This window comes from Streptomyces sp. NPDC048255 (assembly GCF_040652415.1).
GTDB lineage: Bacteria > Actinomycetota > Actinomycetes > Streptomycetales > Streptomycetaceae > Streptomyces.
In genome coordinates this window covers 1-17,426 of the sequence record NZ_JBEZMA010000015.1, presented here as the reverse complement: position 1 = coordinate 17,426, position 17,426 = coordinate 1, and the positions used below count along the sequence as shown (strand labels likewise).

Here is a 17,426-nt window from a genome sequence, read left to right as displayed (position 1 = left end):
CAGGCCTTCGTCTGAACGCCGCCACGCTAAGGAGGACCGATGAAATCTCGATGATGTCGCGCCGCGCTCCCGCCTGTCAGTCCGTAACCTTCCGGGTTCACCCGGCCCCCGCGCCCTTGCTAGCTTCCAGACCTCCCGTCCCACTGACCCCGAGATCGCCAAGGGGAGGAGCCTCTCGTGCTTCCTGGACTGTCCCGACGCGTCATCAACTGTGTTCTCGCGGCGGCGGCCGCCCTCCTGCCGGCGCTGGTGGCCACGACTCCGGCCGCGGCCCGGACCGTCGATTCCGCCGCCGCGTGCCCGGCCGAAGGTTTCGTGTCCCAGCACTTCCACAGCCGCCACAACGGCGTCGACATCGCCGCCAACGTCGGTACGCCGATCTATGCCGTGGGCGACGGTGTGGTGACCATCTCCGGGTACGTCAGCGACTACGGCCAGTGGATCCGCATCCTGCACCCCGACGGCAGGGTCTCCGAGTACGGGCACATGTCCCGGCGGGACGTCTCCGAAGGCGACCACGTCGTGGCCGGCCAGCAGATCGCCCTGGTGGGCTCCGAGGGGAACTCCTCCGGTCCCCACCTGCATCTGCGGATCTGGGCAGACCAGCCCCCCTCCTACGGCATCGACCCCGAGGCCTACCTCGCGGAGCGCGGCGTGATCCTGCCCTGCAAACCGGGCACCGGTCCACGGCCCAAGCCGTTGGTGTATCCGGCGGAGTCGGGCCGGGTGGTGTCGGCGCGGTCGGCGGACGGGCGCCTGGAGGTCTTCGCCTCCGGTGCCGACGGCGTGCACCACGCCTGGCAGCAGGAAGTGAACGGCAACTGGTCGGCCTGGGAATCGCTCGGCGGACCGGCCGACGCCGAGCTGGCCGTCGCGCCGAACGCGGACGGCCGCCTGGAGATGTTCGCCCTCAACGGGAACACCTTCCAGCACCGCTGGCAACTGTCGCCCTCGGGCGGCTGGTCGAACTGGGAGAGCTTCGGCGGCGGGGGCAAGGACACCGCGGCAGGCGTGAACGCCGACGGCCGCATCGAGGTCTACGCCTCGGGGCCGGCCGGGGTCCTGCACAGGTACCAGACGGCCCCGAACGGCAGCTGGTCCGAGTGGGAAGGCACCGGCGGCGGCCCCACCGACAGCAGGATCGAGATGGAGAAGTCACCGGACGGCCGCCTGGAGGTGTTCGCCCTCAACGGCACCAGCTTCCAACACCAGTACCAGACGGCTCCCAACGGCGGATGGTCCCCGTGGGACACCACCTTCGGTGGCGGCGGCCACGACCTGACCACCGACCACAACGCCGACGGGCGCCTGGAGGTCTTCGCCTCCGGACCGGTGGGCGTGTTCCACAAATACCAGACGGGCCCGGCCAGTTGGTCACAGTGGGAGCCGACCGGCGGCCCCGCCGACTCGCAGCTCACCAGCGAACGCACGCCCGACGGCCGCGTCGAGGTCTTCGCCATGAACGGCAGCACCGCCATGCACACCTGGCAGACCGCCGCCAATGCCCCGTTCAGCGACTGGGCCGCCTTCGGCACCGGAGGCACCGAAGTCACCGCGGCCACCAACGCCGACGGCCGGATCGAGATCTTCGGTGCCAGCAACGCCGGCACCTACCACAAATGGCAGACCGGCTTCTCCACGTGGTCGGAGTGGATCTGGCTGAACGACAAGGCCGGCCCCGCCCTCCCCTGACCCGTCCCGGACCGCCCACCCACCCACCCACACGACCCGTGGCCGGCCGTGCCCCGTAACGGCACTGCCGGCCGCACGGTCCCGCTGGAGAGACTCATGCTTCCGATCAGCAGACGGAACCTGTTACGGGGCGTCGCCGGGGCGGGCACGCTCCCGTTCCTGGGCGCCGGCCGGGCCGTGGCCGCGACCTCTGAGGACGTACCGCCGCCCCGGTGGGTCGGCGCGGGACCCTTCGCGTACGTCTACGATCCGTCCACCTCCGCCGGCCCGCGCTATCTCAACGACCACACAATGATCAAGGCTCAGGGCCGCTGGCACCTGTTCAGCATCGTCGGGGACAGCGCGCCTCGCGGTGAATCCCCGGACAGCACGGCGGAGATCTCCTTCGCCCACGCCTCCGCGCCGAGCCCGCACGGGCCGTGGACCACCCACGCCGACGCGCTCACCGTCGACCCGTCCTATTTCGGCGAGGAACACCTGTGGGCGCCGCACGTCGTCGAGGCGGGCGGCCGGTTCTGGATGTTCTACGCCGCAGGCGGCGAGAGCGGTGCCGCGATCAACCTCGCCACCTCGACCGACCTGTTCACCTGGACCCGCGAGCCGTCCGGCCCGCTGTTCCGGGGGCTCGCGGCGCGTGACCCGATGGTGCTGCGGGTCGGCGGCGAGTGGGTCATGTACTACACCGAACTCTCGGGCGCGGGCGGCCACCATGCCGTGGCCTACCGGCGCTCCGCCGACCTCCTTCACTGGAGCGGTCCGGGCGTCGCCTTCACCGACGCGAGCACGGACGCGACCGTATCGGTCACCGAGTCGCCGTACGTCGTGGAACGGGACGGCTGGTACTACCTGTTCATCGGGCCGCGGGGCGGCTACGAGGGCACCGACGTACTGGCGTCCCGGAACCCCTTCCACTTCGACCTCGCCGGATACGCGGGACATGTGCCGGGTCACGCCGTCGAGGTGATCGCCGACGGGGAGTCCTGGCACGCCAGCGCCGCGGGCTGGTTCCGGCACGGGCTGTACGTGGCGCCCCTGTACTGGCGGGACACGCCACTGCCGTGGCAGAGCCCGGACAACCCGGTGGCCGGGCTCGACCTCGACGGCCGCCTCACGGTGTTCGCGCTCGACGCCGCCGACCGCTCGATGCTGCGGCGCGTCCAGACCGACCCGCACACCGACACCTGGGCGCAGTGGGAGCCCTTCGGGGGGCCGGCCGGTGCGGTTCCCACGCTCGGCCACAACGCCGACGGCAGGCTGGAGGTGTTCTCGCTCGCCCCGGGCGGCGCGAACCTGCACCACAGGGTGCAGCGGCCGGACGGCGGCTGGCACGCCTGGGAGGAATTCGGCGGCCCGGCCGGCGCCGCCCCCGCCGTCGCCCGCAACGCCGACGGCCGGCTGGAGGTCTCCGCCCTGAGTCCCGGCGGTGCCTCCGTCGCGCGGCGACGCCAGGGATCACCCGGATCCCTGGCCTGGGACCCGTGGGAGCCCGGCTTCTGCGGGGCCGCCGGCGCACCTCCGGTGGTCGTGTCGAACGCCGACGGCCGGCTGGAGGTGTTCGTCCTCTCCCCCGGCGGTTCCGGGATCCACCACCGGTGGCAGGAGGCCCCGGACGGCCCCTGGACCGCCGGATGGCACCGGTTCGGCACCGCGGCCGGCGCCGCGCCGCGGGTGGCCAGGGACGGCAGCGGCCGGCTCACCGTCACCGCGATCGGACCGTCGGGCGTGGGGACCTTTGCCCGGCGGCAGGCCGTGCCGAGCGGCGGCTGGGACGGGTGGCTGCCGCTGTTCGGCTGGAGCGCCGCCGCCCCGGCGTCGGCCGCCAACGCCGACGGCCGGCTGGAGGCGTTCTCCCTGACGCCCGGCGGCGCCCGGCTCAGCCACCGCTGGCAGGTCGCACCGGGCGGGAACCCCCATCCCGGCGGGGAATTCGGCGAGCCCGGCCTCCGGCTCGCCGGCACGCCCACGGCCGCGCTCGACGCCACCGGCCGGATGCACGTCTTCGCCGTCACCGCCGAGGGCCGGATGCGGATCCGCGTCCAGGACCGGCCCAGTGGCGGGTGGCGGCCGTGGACGGCCTTCGGCGATCGCACGGTCGCCCCCCTCGTGCCGGGCAGTCCCGCTCTCTGAACGCGGAGTCCGGATCGCGCCAACTGAACAGCGGAAACGGTGCTCCGGTCGGGCTGCGAAACTCCCGAACCGCCGTTCCGCCCCTCGGTACACGGTGACTTTCCCCACTGTGGCGGGCGCGCGACGAGGCATCCGCGCCCCGCACAGCAGGTCAGGTTCCGCGCCCCGGCCTCCGGCACCGGCGGGCCGTCTCCCCTCACCTCGGCCTGAGATGTCCGGCCGAACCGCCCGGCAGGAGCCCGGGGAACGCCCCAAATCGCCGCTCCTGCGGCAGAGTCGTGGTGACCTGGGGGCACGGCGAGGGGCACCCTCGCGGGGCGCGTCGCCGAGCGCCCGCGGAGCACGGCTCCGGGAGCCTCCTCGCCGCCGCCGGCGCCCGCAGCCTGCCCCGCCGGCGGTCCCGACCGAAGTGGCCGAAGTACGCCGGTGAACTCCCCTGAGAGATGAGTATCGTTCCGCTCGTCCGACAAGTGCGACGCGTGGAACAGGGGGAACGGTGAGCGGCGTAGTCGTCCATCTGCCGCGGGGAAGCGGTGGCGCCGACGGCGGCGAACCGTGCGGTGACGCGGTGACGTTACGGCTCGGCCCCGGCGAGGTCGCCCGCTTCGGACGGGGCTCCGCCTCGGTCCCCGTCGAACTGCGCCTCGCCGACGCGGCGATCTCCCGGCTCGCCGGGGAGATCCGCGTGACCGACGACCACTGGCAGCTGACGAACCACAGCACCACCCACAGCTATCTCGTGGAGAATCCGGAGGGAGCGGGGGAATACCTGAGGGTTCCGCCGCGACGGGTCGGGGCGCCCATCCCGTTCGAGTTCGCGCGCGTGGTGCTGCCCACCCGCAGTGACGTCGCCGTCTCCTTCCAGGTGTTCGCGCCCGACCACATCTACCTGGACCCGGAGGCCATGGGCGTCCCCTGGGGGAACCGCACGGTCACCGCGTACTCCCTGGACGAGACGGCCACGTACTTCCTCGTCCTCGTCGCGCTCTGCGAACCGCGCCTGCGCGACCAGTCCCGCGTGGCGGTCCCCACCACTCCCCAGATCGTCGAGCGGCTCAGGTGGCACGTCGGCTGCGGCGCGCTCACCGCGCGGGCGATCAGCTCGCACATCGACTACCTCGCCGAGGAGAAGCTGCGCATCGGCGTCCTGGACACCGGCGAACGCGGCAAGGGCGACCGCCGCAACGGCAAGCGGGAGGAGATCGTCGGGCTCGCGCTGCGGTTCGGGCTCGTACGGGAAGAGCATCTCGCGCTGCTGCCGCCCCTGACCGGGGCCGGCGGGCGGGAGCGGCAGGCGGAGCGATGACACCGCCGCACGGCGGCCCGAGCTGCACCACGGAGTGCGACCGCACGGACCTGCTCCCGTCCGGCTACCAGGTGGGAGGCTGGATGGTCACCGAGCTGATCGGGTCCGGCGGCTGGTCCACGGTCTACGCGGCGCGGCCGGCCGACGGGCACCCGGACCGGACCGGCGGGGCCCCCGCGGGCCGGCCGGGTCAGGGCCCCACCGAGGTCGCGCTCAAGATCATGCCGACCGCCGGGCTCGCGCCGCGCCAGGCGCGCAGGATCGTGGAGTCCGCCCGCCGCGAGGTAGAACTCGGGCGCAGGGCGGGGCATCCACGGCTGATCGGCTTCCTGGAGACCTTCGTTCTCGCCGCACCGGACCGGCCCGCCCTGGACGGCGCGATCGTGCTGGTCATGGAAAGGGCCGCGGGCAGTCTGCGGGAACTCGTCGACGCCGGTGTCCCCGAGGCCGATCGCGGCCGGCTGATCGCAGGGATCTGCGAGGGACTCTCCCATCTCCACCGGTCGGGCTGGGTCCACGCCGATCTCAAGCCGGAGAACATCCTCCTGGGCACGGACGGCTCCGTGAAGCTCTCGGACTTCGGCCTCGCCACCGAGCTGACGGGGACGCACGGGTACGCGCCCCCCATGGGCACCCTGGACTACCTGCCGCCCGAGCGCTGGAGGGCGCCCCTCGGGGAACTCGGCGTGCAGGTCCGGCCGAGTGCCGACATCTGGGCCCTGGGCATCGTCATCCACGAGGTGTTCGCCTCCGGTGGCTCACCGTTCTCCGGCGCCACACCCATGGCGCGGGGCGCCGCGGTCCAGGAGTACGGCGCGGGGCGGGCCCCGCTGCGCATGGACCACGCCCTGCCACCGTTCTGGCGCGCGCTGGCCGCCGACTGCCTCGCCCCGACCCACGCGGCGCGCGCCCCGCACACCGCCGACAGCCTGCTCGCCCGCATCCGCGCGCAGCAGGGGACGCGCGGGACGGGGACGGGACGGCTGCACGTCCGGGCCCGCGCCGCCGTCCTCGCCACCGCGCTCTGCGGGATCGCCGGCGCGAGCCTGTGCTCGGACGCGGTACGGGTGAGCTCGTCCGCAGCTCATGGCCGTGCGGGCGTGACGGCCGGCACGATCCGGGTGTTCAATGCGGAGCGGGTCTGCCGGCAGCGGCCCGACCGGGACCCGCAGTGCAGTCTGGGCCTGGCGATCGATCCCCTGAAGCCGTACGCCGCGGACAACGTCGTACCGACCCGGGTGTGGCACGGCGACGTCCTCGCCGCCGAATGCCAGTGGGCCGACGGGCAGCTCATCATCGACGAGGAGGACCGGCGGTCCACCCGCTGGTTCCGCGTCCATCTCCCGGCCGGCTCCGCGCCCCCCGCGGCGTGGCTCCCCGCCGTGCGCACCAAGGAACGGCCGGCGCTGCCGGGGTGCCCGCACCCCACGGCCGTGCGCTGACGCAGGGCGCCGCCCTGCGCCGTCGTCGCAACGCGCTCGCTCTCTTGTGGTTACTCAGGAACCGTAGGAGAGTGGGCGCTGACATCGAAGAACGCACGTCTCGGCGACTGGGGAACCGTATGGGGACCAAGCAGTTCACGGGCTCGCCCGACGAAGCGGACCTGAGGCGCGCGGACTCCCTCGCGCGGGAGATCTTTTCGGACGTCGCCAACAAGTGGGCGCTCCTGATCATCGAGGCCCTCGGGGAGCACACCCTGCGCTTCGGCGAGCTGCGGAACGCGATCGAGGGCATCAGCCACAAGATGCTCACGCAGAACCTCCGCATGCTGGAGCGCTACGGCCTGGTCGAGCGGACGGTGCATCCCGTCGTGCCGCCACGGGTCGAGTACACCCTCACCGAGCCGGGCCAGGCCCTGCGGGTGACGATCGACGGACTGTGCGACTGGACCCACCGGTACCTCGGTCACATCGAGGCCTCCCGTCACCGCTTCGACGCCTGACGGCCCCGGCGCGGTTCAGTCGAGGACCGCGGTGACCTCGATCTCGACGAGATGCTCGGGTACGTCCAGTGTCGCGACGCCCAGCAGCGTGGCCGGCGGGACCGGGGTGACCCCGAGCTTCGCGGCGGCCCGCGTGATCCCCTCCATCAGCAGGGGCATCTTGTCGGGGGTCCAGTCGACGACGTAGACCGTCAGTTTGGCCACGTCGTCGAACGAGCCTCCGGCCGCGGCCAGGGCCGTGGCGACGTTGAGGTAGCACTGCTCCACCTGCGCGGCGAGGTCGCCCGCACCGACGGTGACCCCGTCGGCGTCCCAGGCGACCTGCCCGGCGACGAAGACCAGCTTCGACCCGGTCGCGACCGACACCTGCCTGTAGGCGTCGACCTGCGGCAGTCCGCCCGGGTTCACCAGAGTGATGGCCATACCGACCGCCTCCTCCATGTCATGCGCGCCCGTCTGGGCGCGGTCTCCTGTGGTTTCTCAGGAACCATAAGAGAGTGACCGCTGACCTGGAAGAACGCACTTTTCGGTGACTGGGGAACCTCATGGTGACCAAGCAGCTCACCGGCTTGAGGACGACCTCTCACGTCCTCCCGTACTCGTCGTGGCGGCGCAGCCAGAAGAGCGCCTCACCGTCCTCGTGGCGTCCCATCGGCGTGCGGTCGAGGAGGCCGTAGTAGGCCATGGCAGGCTCAAGCCCGCGCGCCGTGGTGACGTAGGTCCGGTAGACGGTGCCGTCCGAGAGCACGTAGGAGCTCAGCCCGGGCACCTCGGTGACGTACCCGAGCACGTCGGTGCCGGACAACTCCGCCATATGGCTCTCGATGGGCGGGATTTCGCCCGCGAGGAACGGCCTCAGCTCCTCCTCGGTGTTCAGGAAGCCGAGGTCCCGGTTGAAGTCGGCGCCGACGGTGGAGACCCAGGTGAAGCTCCAGCCCATCCGCTCCCTGTACGCGAGGAGTTCGTCGATCGGCGCCCGCGAGGAGCAGATCAGCGTGACGTCGCGGGCCTTGAGGTGAACCACATTGGGGTCGAGGGTGTCCGCGATCGAGGAGCAGACCGTGCATCCGGCCGTGTACGGCGGGCCGAACATGAAGTGGTAGACGAGCAGTTGCGCACGACCGTCGAAGAGGTCCGCGAGCGACTTGGTCCCGTCCTCGGTCTCGAAGCGGTAGTCCTTCTCGACCGGCACCCAGGGAAGCTCCCGTCGCTTGCGCGCGAGTTCGTCGCTGCGCCGGGTGAGTTGCTTCTCCTCCGCGAGCAGTTCCTCTCGGGCAGCCTCGAACTCCTCCTGTGTGCCGACCTTGTGCTCGGGCATGGCCTTTCCCTCCTCTGTCGGGAGAAGAACACCGCAACGCGGTGGGCGGTCGCCCGCCGCGGCTGCCGGCAGCGCCTGCACCGGCGCACCCGTCCGGCCATATGTCCACCGTACGCGCCCGTACGCGCCGTACGCGCGCGGCGGCGGCCGCGAGGCACCCCCTGTGCCGGCCTCCCGGGTTTTGGGCGTTCCGGTTCTGTGATCTGCTGGAGATGTCGCCGGACCCGCGTCCTTGGGAGGCGTCCCATGCCGCACCTCCGCCTGGCCCCGCCGGCACCCACGCGGCCCGGAGTTGTCCTGCCCGCGCGTGATCTGGCGGTGGCCTGGTTCCTGATGCTGCTGCCGGCCGCGTCGGCTTGGATGCTGACCGTGGGCCGGTCCCGCCACATGGGAACGGAGCCCGGCACCATGGGCCTGGCACTCCCCCTCTTCCTGCTGCTCTGAGTGGCCGGCTCTCGCGGGTGGGCCGGCCGGCGGGCACTGCCGAAGGGCGTGGGTCGGTGTTCAGCCGCGGGCGGCCTGCTTGATCAGGTCACCCGCTGGGTCGCAGCCACGTCGCCTTCCAGCGAGAGCGTGGGGTTCTGCACGATGGCCACGTGGTAGCCGTCGGCCTTGAGGGCGTGCACCGCCCGGGAGTTGGCGTCCCGCGTCGCCCCCGCTCGGCGCTGCGTGCAGGATGGACCCCGCGCATCCGCGGACGCTGCGGGCGACCGGGCGCGACCAGCACCGGACCGGCGGTACGGAGGCCGGGGAGCGGCTACTCCCAGTCGTCCCAGGGCGGGTCCAGCTCGTCCAGGTCGAAGGGTGGCTCGTCGGCGGACGAGGCCGCGGGGTACGCCGGGGGCGCCGCCGCCGGGACGGGCTGCGCCTGGGGCACCACGGCCGGGGCGGGCTGCGCCGGGGCCGGCTCGGCAGGGTCGGCCGGCTCGGCAGGGTCGGCGGGCTTGCATTCCGCCAGGGTGTCGAGGACGCCCTGCCCGTACTTGGTGAGCTTGGCCTCGCCGACTCCGCCGATCGTGGCCAGCTCCTCCACCGTCGCGGGGAGGCGTGTCGCGATCTCCCGCAGCGTCGCGTCGTGGAAGACGACGTACGCCGGTACGCCCTGCTCGCGCGCCGTCGCGGCCCGCCAGGAGCGCAGGGCCAGGAAGACCGGCTCGGCCTCGGCCGGCAGGTCGACCGGGACCCGGGCGCCCTTCCCGGAACGCGAACCGGACTCCTTCCGGGCCGGGGCGGCGGGCGCCTTCTCCTTGCGCATCGAGAGGCTGCGGCGCCCGCCCAGCACCTCGCCGCTCTCGTCCGTCAGCACGAGCGTCCCGTACTCGCCCTCCACCGCCAGCAGCCGCAGCGCCAACAGCTGCCGTACGACCCCGCGCCACTCCGCGGTGCCCAGGTCCGACCCGACGCCGAACACCGAGAGGGCGTCGTGGTCGAACTGGATGACCTTGGCCGTCTTCTTGCCCTGCAGGATGTCGATGATCTGGCCGGCGCCGAACTTCTGGCGCCGTTCCTTCGCCAGCCGCCACACCGTGGACAGGAGTTTCTGCGCCGCGACCGTCCCGTCCCAGGACTCGGCCGGCGTCAGGCACGTATCGCAGTTGCCGCACGGCCCGCCGAACTGCCCGAAGTACTCCAGCAGCCGCGCCCGGCGGCAGTCGACCGTCTCGCACAGCGCGAGCATGGCGTCCAGGTGCATGCCGAGCGACCGGCGGTGCGCCTCGTCGCCCTCGGAGCCGTCGATGAGCTTGCGCTGCTGGACCACGTCCTGGAGGCCGTACGTCAGCCACGCCGTGGCCGGCTCGCCGTCGCGGCCGGCGCGGCCGGTCTCCTGGTAGTAGCCCTCGACCGACTTCGGCAGGTCCAGGTGCGCGACGAAACGCACGTCCGGCTTGTCGATGCCCATGCCGAAGGCGATCGTGGCCACCACCACGACCCCGTCGTCCCGCAGGAAGCGCGCCTGGTTCGCGGCGCGCGTCCGCGCGTCCATCCCGGCGTGGTACGCCACGGCGTCGATGCCCTGCTCCGCCAGGAACGCCGCGGTCTTCTCCACCGAGGACCGCGAGAGGCAGTAGACGACCCCCGCGTCCCCGTCGTGCTCGGTCCGGATCAGCTCCAGCAGCTGCTTGAGCGGGTTGTTCTTCGCGACGATGCGGTACTGGATGTTGGGCCGGTCGAAGCTGGCCACGAAGTGCCGGGCGTCCTCCAGGCCGAGCCGCGCCACGATCTCGGCGTGGGTGGCCTCGGTGGCCGTCGCGGTCAGCGCGATCCGCGGCACCTTCGGCCAGCGCTCGTGCAGCATCGACAGCGCGAGGTAGTCGGGCCGGAAGTCGTGACCCCACTGGGCGACGCAGTGCGCCTCGTCGATCGCGAAGAGCGACACCTTGCCCCGGTCGAGCAGCCGCTGGGCGCTCTCGGTGCGCAGCCGCTCGGGAGCCAGGTAGAGCAGGTCCAACTCGTCGGCGAGGAAAGCCCGCTCGACGGCCTGCCGCTCGTGCGCCTCCTGCGTCGAATTGAGGAATCCGGCCCGCACCCCGAGGGCGGTGAGCGCGTTCACCTGGTCCTGCATCAGCGCGATGAGCGGCGAGATCACGACGCCCGTGCCTTCTCTGACCAGCGCCGGAATCTGGTAGCAGAGCGACTTGCCGCCGCCGGTCGGCATCAGTACGAGGGCGTCGCCGCCGTCGACGACCTGCTCGATGATCTCCTGCTGCTCGCCGCGGAAGGAGCTGTAACCGAATACGCGGTGCAGCACCTGCAGAGCATCGGAGATCTCGGGGGAAGCGTCGGGAAGGGCCATTCACGAAGCCTATCGGCACCCGCCGACACCCCGGCTCCGTCCGTCCGAACCTGTGGACAACCCCGGCCGGGCCGCGCTCGCGCTCACGGGCCCGGCTTCCCGGTCCACCCCGCTCAGCCGGTACGGGCCCAGCGGTCCGTGATCAGCGCGGCCTGTTCCAGCAGCGCCGCGACCAGTTCCTTGGCGCTGCCGGCCGCGGTGGAGCGCAGCACGGCCACGCTGATCTCACGGGCGAGGTCAGGCCCGGCCAGCGGGCGTACGACCAGGTCGGGGCGGGGAGCCCCGAGGGCGAGGCGCGGGATGAGGGCCACGCCCGTGCCGGCGGCCACCAAGCCCTGCACGACCGCGTAGTCGTCGGTGCGCATGGCGTGGACGGGTTCGAAGCCCTGTTGGGCGCAGGCCCAGGCCAGCACCCGGTCGCAGGGGTCGTGCGGGTCGGCGGCGCCCACCCACGCCGTGTCGCGCAGCTCGGTGAGGGGGACCCGGTCCAGGGCCGCGCACGGGTGGTCCTCCGGCATGACCAGCAGGAGCGGATCGGCCAGCAGGGGGTGGAGCTCGAACTCGTCGTCCAGGTCGAGGCGGTCGCCGGGCTGCGAGAAGACGAGGGCGGCCTGGAGCTCCCGGGCCCGCAGTCCCCGGAGGAGCAGCGGGAGTTCGCCTTCGGTGAGGGAGATGTGCACGCCCTGCTGGTGGAGCCGTTTGACGGCGGGTGCGAGCAGCAGGGCGCCCGCGGTGGGGAAGGTGCCGATGTGGACGGTGCGCGTGCCGCGCTCCGCGAGGCCGCGCACCTCCAGCTCCGCGTGGCGCAGGCGTTCGAGCACGGCCTCGGCGTGCGGCAGCAGGGCCTCCCCGAGCTCGGTGAGCGCGGCGCCGCGCGGTCCGCGCTGGACGAGACGGGCGCCGAAGTGGTTTTCCAGGGCGGCCAGGTGGTGGGTGATCGTCGGCTGGCTGTAGTGCAGGGCGCGGGCGGCGCCGGCGAGCGAGCCCTCCTGGGCGATGGAGCGCAACACCTGCAGATGGCGTACCTCAAGCATATAGACAGGGTATGGAGGGATGAAGAAAAGTCCACCGTTCCTCAATATGCGGCCGGGTGTCACGCTCCCTGGGTGAACAAGCGAACCACCCCTCCCCCGACCCGGTCGCCCGCTCCCGATCAGCTGCGCGCCCCGTACGCCGAGGCCCTCCTGGCCCATGCGGGACGGGACTGGCTGCGACTGAACGTCCCCGGCCACGCGGCTGCCCGCGGCTCGGACCTCGCCGCCCGCTTCGGCTCCCGGGTCACGGATCTGGACTTCCCGCCGCTGCTCGACGGCATCGACCTCGGCGCCGACACCCCGCTGGACGAGGCACTGGCTCTGGCCGCCCGCGCCTGGGGCTCGCGGCGCACCTGGTTCCTGACCAACGGTGCCTCCCAGGGCAACCAGATCGCCTCCATGGTCACCCCCGCCCTGGGCCGCACCCTGGTCGTGCAGCGCAGCGTGCACTCCAGCGTCGTCGACGGGCTGGTGCTGTCCGGCCTGGACGCCGTCTTCGTGCAGCCTTCCGTCGACCCCGTACAGGGCATCGCCCACGGGGTGACCGCCGAGGACGTGGCGGAGGCGCTCGACCGGACACCGGACGCCGCGGCCGTGTACGTCGTCTCCCCGAGCTACTTCGGGGCGGTGGCCGACGTGCGCGCCCTCGCGGACACGGCGCACGCGGCCGGCGTGCCCCTGATCGTCGACGAGGCGTGGGGCTCGCACTTCGGCTTCCACCCCGCGCTGCCCGCGGGCGCGCTCGCGCTCGGCGCGGACCTGGTCACCTCCAGTACGCACAAGCTCGCCGGAAGCCTGACGCAGTCGGCGATGCTGCACCTGGGTGACGGACCGTTCGCGGACCGGCTCGAACCCCTGGTGGACCGGGCCTTCCGGCTCGTGCAGTCCACCAGTGCGAGCGCCCTGCTGACCGCCTCCCTGGACATCGCCCGCCGGGCTCTCGTCGCGGGCACCGACCGGATCACCGGCTCGGTCGAGGCGGCGGACAAGGTACGGGGCGTCGTCCGCGCACTGGGCCGCTACCAGGTGGTCAGCGACGGCTTCCCCGCATTCCCCGACATCATCGCCGCCGATCCGCTGCGGATCGCCGTCGACACCCGCGCCGGCGGCATCACGGGACACGAGGCCAGGCGGCTGCTCTCCCGCGACCACCAGATCATGGTGGAGGTCGCCACCGACTCGGCGATCGTGGCCGTGATCGGCGCCGGGGCGGCGCCGGACACCGACCGCTTCATCGAAGCCCTGCACTGCCTGCCGTCCCCCCTGGCCGGCTCCGGCGCCGACGCCGCCGGGCAGGCACCGCTGCCCCTGCCGCGGCCGGGCCCCGCACTGCTCACGGCCCGCGAAGCGTTCCTCAGCCCGGCCGTCGTGGTGCCCGCGGCAGAGGCGGTCGGCAGGGTCAGCGCCGACACGCTGGCCGCGTACCCGCCCGGCATCCCCAACGTGCTGCCGGGCGAGGTCGTCACCGCCGAGACCGTCGACTTCCTCCGCCGCACCGCCGCCGCGCCCGGCGGCCACGTACGCGGGGCCCTCGACCCCGCCGTCTCCCACCTGCGGGTCGTCGCGCCCTGACGGCGCGACCCGGTCCCGCCCAGTCCGGTCCGGCCCGGGGACTCGAAGGCAGCCGACTGCCCGGCCACCGTGACGCGGCCTCGCTCCGAGGCGGGTTGAGGAGGCCTGCGGTTACCGGGAACTCCCCGGCCGTTCGGGGCGACTACCTCGCAGGCGGCCCTCGGGCCGCCGGGGCCGCCCCCTGCGGCGGTCCTCCGTACCGAAGCACCGAACAGGCGAGGGGCGCCGGACCGGCGCCCGTTCATGGAGCGACGATGGCGCAACGGCAGCAGTCCCCCGACGGCGTGTACTCCTCACCGGGTCGGCTGTGGCTGCCGCCCCCGGCACTCACCGGGTTCCTGGTGCTGCTGGTCCTGATGTTCGCCGCCTCGTACGGCATCGGCTCCCTGGCGGGTCCGGTCGCGCCCGGCATCCACCCGGGCGGTGGCGGCAGCGGCCCTGTGGTCGGCGACCTCCCGGGCACCGGCCGGCACGGGCACGGCGGCGCGCCCGCCGTGCCCTCGGGAGGCGGGCGATGACCGCGGACACGACTGCGTCCTCCGTGAGCACCGACCTGATCGTCGGCGGCATGACCTGCGCGGCCTGCGTGAACCGCGTGGAGAAGCGGCTCGGCAGGATCGACGGGGTCAGCGCCACGGTCAACCTCGCCACCGGCCGGGCGCGCGTGAGCCATCCGCCCGGCATCACCCCGCACGAGCTGGTGGCCGCGGTCGAACGCGCGGGGTACACCGCCGAGCTCCCCCCGCCTCCCGAACCGCGGGCGGGGAGTGCGGAGCCGGATCCCGGGGCCGAAAGCGCCGAGGGCGCGGAGAACGCCGAGGGCGTGGCGGACGCCCAGGGCGCTCGCCGCGAGCGCGAGCGGCTGCTGATCACGGTGCTGCTCTGCGCCCCGGTGCTGATCCTGTCGATGGTCCCCGCCCTGCAGTTCCGCAACTGGCAGTGGTTGTGCCTCATGTTCGCCGCGCCCGTGGTCGTCTGGAGCGCGTGGCCGTTCCACGTCCGCGCCCTGCGCGGACTGCGGCACTCGGCGGCCACCATGGACACCCTGGTCTCCCTCGGCGTCACCGCGTCGTTCGCCTGGTCCGTGTACGCGTTGTTCCTCGGCGGCGCCGGCCGTCCAGACATGCGGATGCCCTTCACCCTCCTCCCCTCCGCCGGCGGGGAGGTCGCCCACGTCTACCTGGAGGCGGCGGTCGGCGTACCGCTCTTCGTCCTGACCGGCCGCTTCCTGGAAGCGCGGGCACGCCGCGGCACCGGGGCGGCGCTCCGTTCGCTGTCCGCGCTCGCCGTGAAGGACGTCACCGTACGGGAGGGCGGGAAGGAGCGGCGGATCCCGGTCGGCCGACTCCTGGCCGGCCAGGAGTTCGTCGTCCGGCCGGGCGAACGCGTCGCCACGGACGGGGTGGTGGTCTCCGGGAGTTCCGCCCTGGACCTGTCGCTGGTGACCGGTGAGAGCGATCCCGTCGAAGTCGGCCCCGGCCGGCCGGTGACGGGCGCCGCGGTGAACGCCGGAGGGCTGCTCCTCGTACGGGCCACCGCCGTCGGCGCGGACACCCAGCTCGCCCGGATCACCCGTATGGTCACCGAGGCCCAGGCCGGGAAGGCCGCGGCGCAACGACTGGCCGACCGGGTGGCGGGGGTCTTCGTACCCGTGGTCCTGGCGCTGGCCGTCACCGTCCTCGGCTTCTGGCTGGGCGCGGGTGCGGATCCGCAGCCGGCGGTGACCGCGGCCGTGGCCGTCCTCGTCGTCGCCTGCCCCTGCGCACTGGGGCTCGCCACGCCCACCGCCCTGCTGGCCGCCACCGGCCGGGGCGCCCAACTGGGCATCCTGGTCAGCGGACCGCAGGCGATGGAGGCCCTGCGGCACGTGGACACGGTCGTCCTGGACAAGACCGGCACCCTCACCACCGGGCAGATGACCGTCGCCCGGCTGACCCCGGCACCCGGCGGCCTCGGCCGGGAGGCCGTGCTCCGGCTGGCGGGAGCCGTGGAGCAGGGCTCGGAGCACCCGCTCGGTACCGCCCTGGCCGCCTACGCGCGGCGCGCCCAGCCGGACCAGGAGCTACCGCCGGTGACGGGATTCCGGGCCAGGCCCGGTACGGGCGTCACCGGCGTGGTGGACGGTCACGTGGTCGAGGTGTCGGCCCCCGGGACCGGTCTGCCCGACGCGCTGGCGAAGGCACTGGCCGCTGCCGAAGCGGCCGCGCTGACGCCCGTTCTCGTACGGGTCGACGGCGCCGACGAGGCCCTCGTCGCGCTCGGAGACCTCCTGCGGCCAGGGAGCTACCGGGCCGTCGACCGGCTGCGGCGGCTGGGCGTCGAGCCGATCCTGGCCACCGGTGACCGCGAGGCCACGGCCCGCGCCGTCGCGGCCGAACTCGGCATCGTACGGGTCCACGCCCGCTGCACCCCGGAGGAAAAGGCCGGTCTCATCCGGCAGTTCAAGGCGGAGGGACGGCGGGTCGCGGTGATCGGCGACGGTGTGAACGACGCCGCGGCGCTGGCCGGTGCGGATCTCGGCATCGCGATGGGCACCGGCACCGACGTCGCGATCGGGGCCTCCGACGTGACCCTGGTGCGCGGCGACATCGAGGTCGTCGCCGACGCGGTCCGCCTGGCCCGGCGCACTCTCGCGACGATCCGGGTGAACCTCGTCTGGGCGTTCGGGTACAACCTCGTCACCGTTCCCCTGGCCGCCGTCGGCTGGCTCAACCCGATGGTGGCAGCCGCCGCGATGTCGGCCAGTTCGCTCCTGGTCGTGGGCAACAGCCTGCGCCTGCGGGGCTGGAGACCCGTGAACCGCCCGGCCGCGTCCGGGGTCCGCCGTACCCGGGGAGGGGTCGCACGATGAACGGTTCGGACCGGCCGGCACCGCCGGAGGACTGGCGGCCCACGCGCCGCCGTCTGCGCGGTACGTTCCTGGCCGCGGCGGCGCCCGTCATCGCCTGCCTGGCCGCCCTGTGCGGGCTGACGGCCTGGGCCGCGGCCGGGGCGGCCGGGACCCCGCCGCGCATCGAGATCGGCGCGGCACGGGTCTTCCTGCCCTATGCGGACAAGGAGAACACCGCCGCGTTCTTCCAGATCTCCAACCGGGGCGGTGCGGACGACGAGTTGGTGTCCGTGACCTCCCCCGCCGTGGATCGGGCCATGCTGAGCCGGCACGACAGCACCGGTACGGGGGCCGACACCATGGCGATGACCGGCCCGGTCACGGTCCCGGCCGGGGGCACGGTGGCCATGTCCCCGTTCGGCCTCGACGTGATGGTACGGGTCCGGGCCCGCTGGCAGGTGGGCGAGGGCGTCCCGTTCGTCCTGCACTTCCGTCGCAGCGGCCCCGTCGAGGTGGTCGCGTTCGTGGTCCGGCCGGGCAGCTAGGTGTGTTGTCCGGGGACGTTGGTGACACGCGTGCTGGGTGCTTGAACGGGTGAGGGCCTTCTGGCTCGGTGGGGATTGCGACATCTCGACCGACTCCAGGAGGCCCTCGTGCCCCACCGTAACGCCCCGCTGACCGAGACCGGCCGGTTGCGGCTGGCCCGCTGTGTCGTCGACGACGGCTGGCCCGTGCGGCGGGCCGCGGAACGCTTCCAGGTCAGCCACACCACCGCCGCCCGCTGGGCCACTCGCTACCGCACGCTGGGCGT

15 protein-coding genes are annotated in these 17,426 nt (G+C 73.3%); 11 read left to right on the top strand and 4 right to left on the bottom strand.

Features of this window, described 5'->3' with window-relative positions; all coding sequences use genetic code 11:
* Positions 1 to 177 precede the first annotated feature (177 nt).
* The 5 genes from AB0D94_RS14870 to AB0D94_RS14850 all read left to right on the top strand — a co-directional run bounded on the left by AB0D94_RS14870 (position 178) and on the right by AB0D94_RS14850 (position 7,067).
* Positions 178 to 1,692: a peptidoglycan DD-metalloendopeptidase family protein gene (locus AB0D94_RS14870; protein WP_362051164.1), complete on the top strand. Its 1,515-nt coding sequence runs from the start codon at positions 178 to 180 to the stop codon at positions 1,690 to 1,692.
* 96 nt (positions 1,693 to 1,788) lie between these two features.
* A complete protein-coding gene (locus AB0D94_RS14865) occupies positions 1,789 to 3,819 on the top strand; it encodes a family 43 glycosylhydrolase (RefSeq protein WP_362051162.1) in 2,031 nt (676 codons plus the stop codon).
* 496 nt (positions 3,820 to 4,315) lie between these two features.
* Positions 4,316 to 5,125 (top strand): serine/threonine protein kinase, encoded by an 810-nt coding sequence (locus tag AB0D94_RS14860; RefSeq protein ID WP_362051160.1) that lies wholly within the window; start codon positions 4,316 to 4,318, stop codon positions 5,123 to 5,125.
* Positions 5,122 to 6,567, top strand: coding sequence for a serine/threonine-protein kinase (locus AB0D94_RS14855; protein WP_362051158.1), 1,446 nt, complete (start codon positions 5,122 to 5,124; stop codon positions 6,565 to 6,567). Before AB0D94_RS14860 ends, AB0D94_RS14855 begins: the two co-directional genes overlap by 4 nt.
* A gap of 119 nt (positions 6,568 to 6,686) precedes the next feature.
* Positions 6,687 to 7,067, top strand: coding sequence for a helix-turn-helix domain-containing protein (locus AB0D94_RS14850; RefSeq protein WP_362051156.1), 381 nt, complete (start codon positions 6,687 to 6,689; stop codon positions 7,065 to 7,067).
* A gap of 15 nt (positions 7,068 to 7,082) precedes the next feature.
* Here the strand turns inward: AB0D94_RS14850 and AB0D94_RS14845 are convergent, their stop codons facing one another.
* Together AB0D94_RS14845 and AB0D94_RS14840 are read right to left on the bottom strand one after the other, a co-directional pair.
* The gene (locus tag AB0D94_RS14845) at positions 7,083 to 7,490 is read right to left on the bottom strand and encodes a RidA family protein (RefSeq protein WP_362051154.1); all 408 of its coding nucleotides are present in this window, start codon (positions 7,488 to 7,490) and stop codon (positions 7,083 to 7,085) included.
* A 160-nt stretch (positions 7,491 to 7,650) separates the two neighbouring features.
* On the bottom strand, positions 7,651 to 8,385 hold the full coding sequence (locus AB0D94_RS14840) for a DUF899 domain-containing protein (protein ID WP_362051151.1): 735 nt from the start codon (positions 8,383 to 8,385) through the stop codon (positions 7,651 to 7,653).
* Between the two features lie 246 nt (positions 8,386 to 8,631).
* On the opposite strand from AB0D94_RS14840, the gene AB0D94_RS14835 reads away from it, so the two are divergent.
* On the top strand, positions 8,632 to 8,829 hold the full coding sequence (locus AB0D94_RS14835) for a hypothetical protein (RefSeq protein ID WP_362051149.1): 198 nt from the start codon (positions 8,632 to 8,634) through the stop codon (positions 8,827 to 8,829).
* A gap of 313 nt (positions 8,830 to 9,142) precedes the next feature.
* Here the strand turns inward: AB0D94_RS14835 and recQ are convergent, their stop codons facing one another.
* Complete coding sequence (gene recQ / locus AB0D94_RS14830; protein ID WP_362051146.1) at positions 9,143 to 11,179, bottom strand: DNA helicase RecQ; 2,037 nt, start codon at positions 11,177 to 11,179, stop codon at positions 9,143 to 9,145.
* A gap of 113 nt (positions 11,180 to 11,292) precedes the next feature.
* On the bottom strand, positions 11,293 to 12,213 hold the full coding sequence (locus AB0D94_RS14825; protein WP_362051144.1) for a LysR family transcriptional regulator: 921 nt from the start codon (positions 12,211 to 12,213) through the stop codon (positions 11,293 to 11,295).
* A 72-nt stretch (positions 12,214 to 12,285) separates the two neighbouring features.
* Between AB0D94_RS14825 and AB0D94_RS14820 the strand changes: the two genes are divergently transcribed.
* From AB0D94_RS14820 to AB0D94_RS14800, 5 genes are all read left to right on the top strand, one after another.
* Entirely contained in the window at positions 12,286 to 13,785 is a 1,500-nt protein-coding gene (locus AB0D94_RS14820) for an amino acid decarboxylase (protein WP_362051142.1), read from the top strand.
* Positions 13,786 to 14,039: 254 nt separating this feature from the next.
* Complete coding sequence (locus AB0D94_RS14815) at positions 14,040 to 14,303, top strand: hypothetical protein (RefSeq protein ID WP_362051140.1); 264 nt, start codon at positions 14,040 to 14,042, stop codon at positions 14,301 to 14,303.
* Entirely contained in the window at positions 14,300 to 16,636 is a 2,337-nt protein-coding gene (locus AB0D94_RS14810) for a heavy metal translocating P-type ATPase (protein WP_362051138.1), read from the top strand. The genes AB0D94_RS14815 and AB0D94_RS14810 overlap by 4 nt, the downstream gene beginning before the upstream one ends.
* Positions 16,633 to 17,160 carry a copper chaperone PCu(A)C gene (locus AB0D94_RS14805; RefSeq protein WP_362051136.1) on the top strand — a complete coding sequence of 176 codons (528 nt, stop codon included), beginning with the start codon at positions 16,633 to 16,635 and terminating at the stop codon, positions 17,158 to 17,160. The genes AB0D94_RS14810 and AB0D94_RS14805 overlap by 4 nt, the downstream gene beginning before the upstream one ends.
* A gap of 108 nt (positions 17,161 to 17,268) precedes the next feature.
* The coding region (locus tag AB0D94_RS14800; RefSeq protein WP_362051388.1) for a leucine zipper domain-containing protein at positions 17,269 to 17,426 on the top strand (158 nt) is incomplete at its 3' end.

Excerpts from the sequence above, each read along its gene's own strand:
- AB0D94_RS14865 (WP_362051162.1), top strand. The coding sequence starts at position 1,789 with ATGCTTCCGATCAGCAGACGGAACCTGTTACGGGGCGTCGCCGGGGCG.
- AB0D94_RS14855 (WP_362051158.1), top strand. The coding sequence starts at position 5,122 with ATGACACCGCCGCACGGCGGCCCGAGCTGCACCACGGAGTGCGACCGC.
- AB0D94_RS14850 (WP_362051156.1), top strand. The coding sequence starts at position 6,687 with ATGGGGACCAAGCAGTTCACGGGCTCGCCCGACGAAGCGGACCTGAGG.
- AB0D94_RS14845 (WP_362051154.1), bottom strand. The coding sequence starts at position 7,490 with ATGGCCATCACTCTGGTGAACCCGGGCGGACTGCCGCAGGTCGACGCC.
- AB0D94_RS14840 (WP_362051151.1), bottom strand. The coding sequence starts at position 8,385 with ATGCCCGAGCACAAGGTCGGCACACAGGAGGAGTTCGAGGCTGCCCGA.
- AB0D94_RS14835 (WP_362051149.1), top strand. The coding sequence starts at position 8,632 with ATGCCGCACCTCCGCCTGGCCCCGCCGGCACCCACGCGGCCCGGAGTT.
- recQ (WP_362051146.1), bottom strand. The coding sequence starts at position 11,179 with ATGGCCCTTCCCGACGCTTCCCCCGAGATCTCCGATGCTCTGCAGGTG.
- AB0D94_RS14825 (WP_362051144.1), bottom strand. The coding sequence starts at position 12,213 with ATGCTTGAGGTACGCCATCTGCAGGTGTTGCGCTCCATCGCCCAGGAG.
- AB0D94_RS14815 (WP_362051140.1), top strand. The coding sequence starts at position 14,040 with ATGGCGCAACGGCAGCAGTCCCCCGACGGCGTGTACTCCTCACCGGGT.
- AB0D94_RS14810 (WP_362051138.1), top strand. The coding sequence starts at position 14,300 with ATGACCGCGGACACGACTGCGTCCTCCGTGAGCACCGACCTGATCGTC.
- AB0D94_RS14805 (WP_362051136.1), top strand. The coding sequence starts at position 16,633 with ATGAACGGTTCGGACCGGCCGGCACCGCCGGAGGACTGGCGGCCCACG.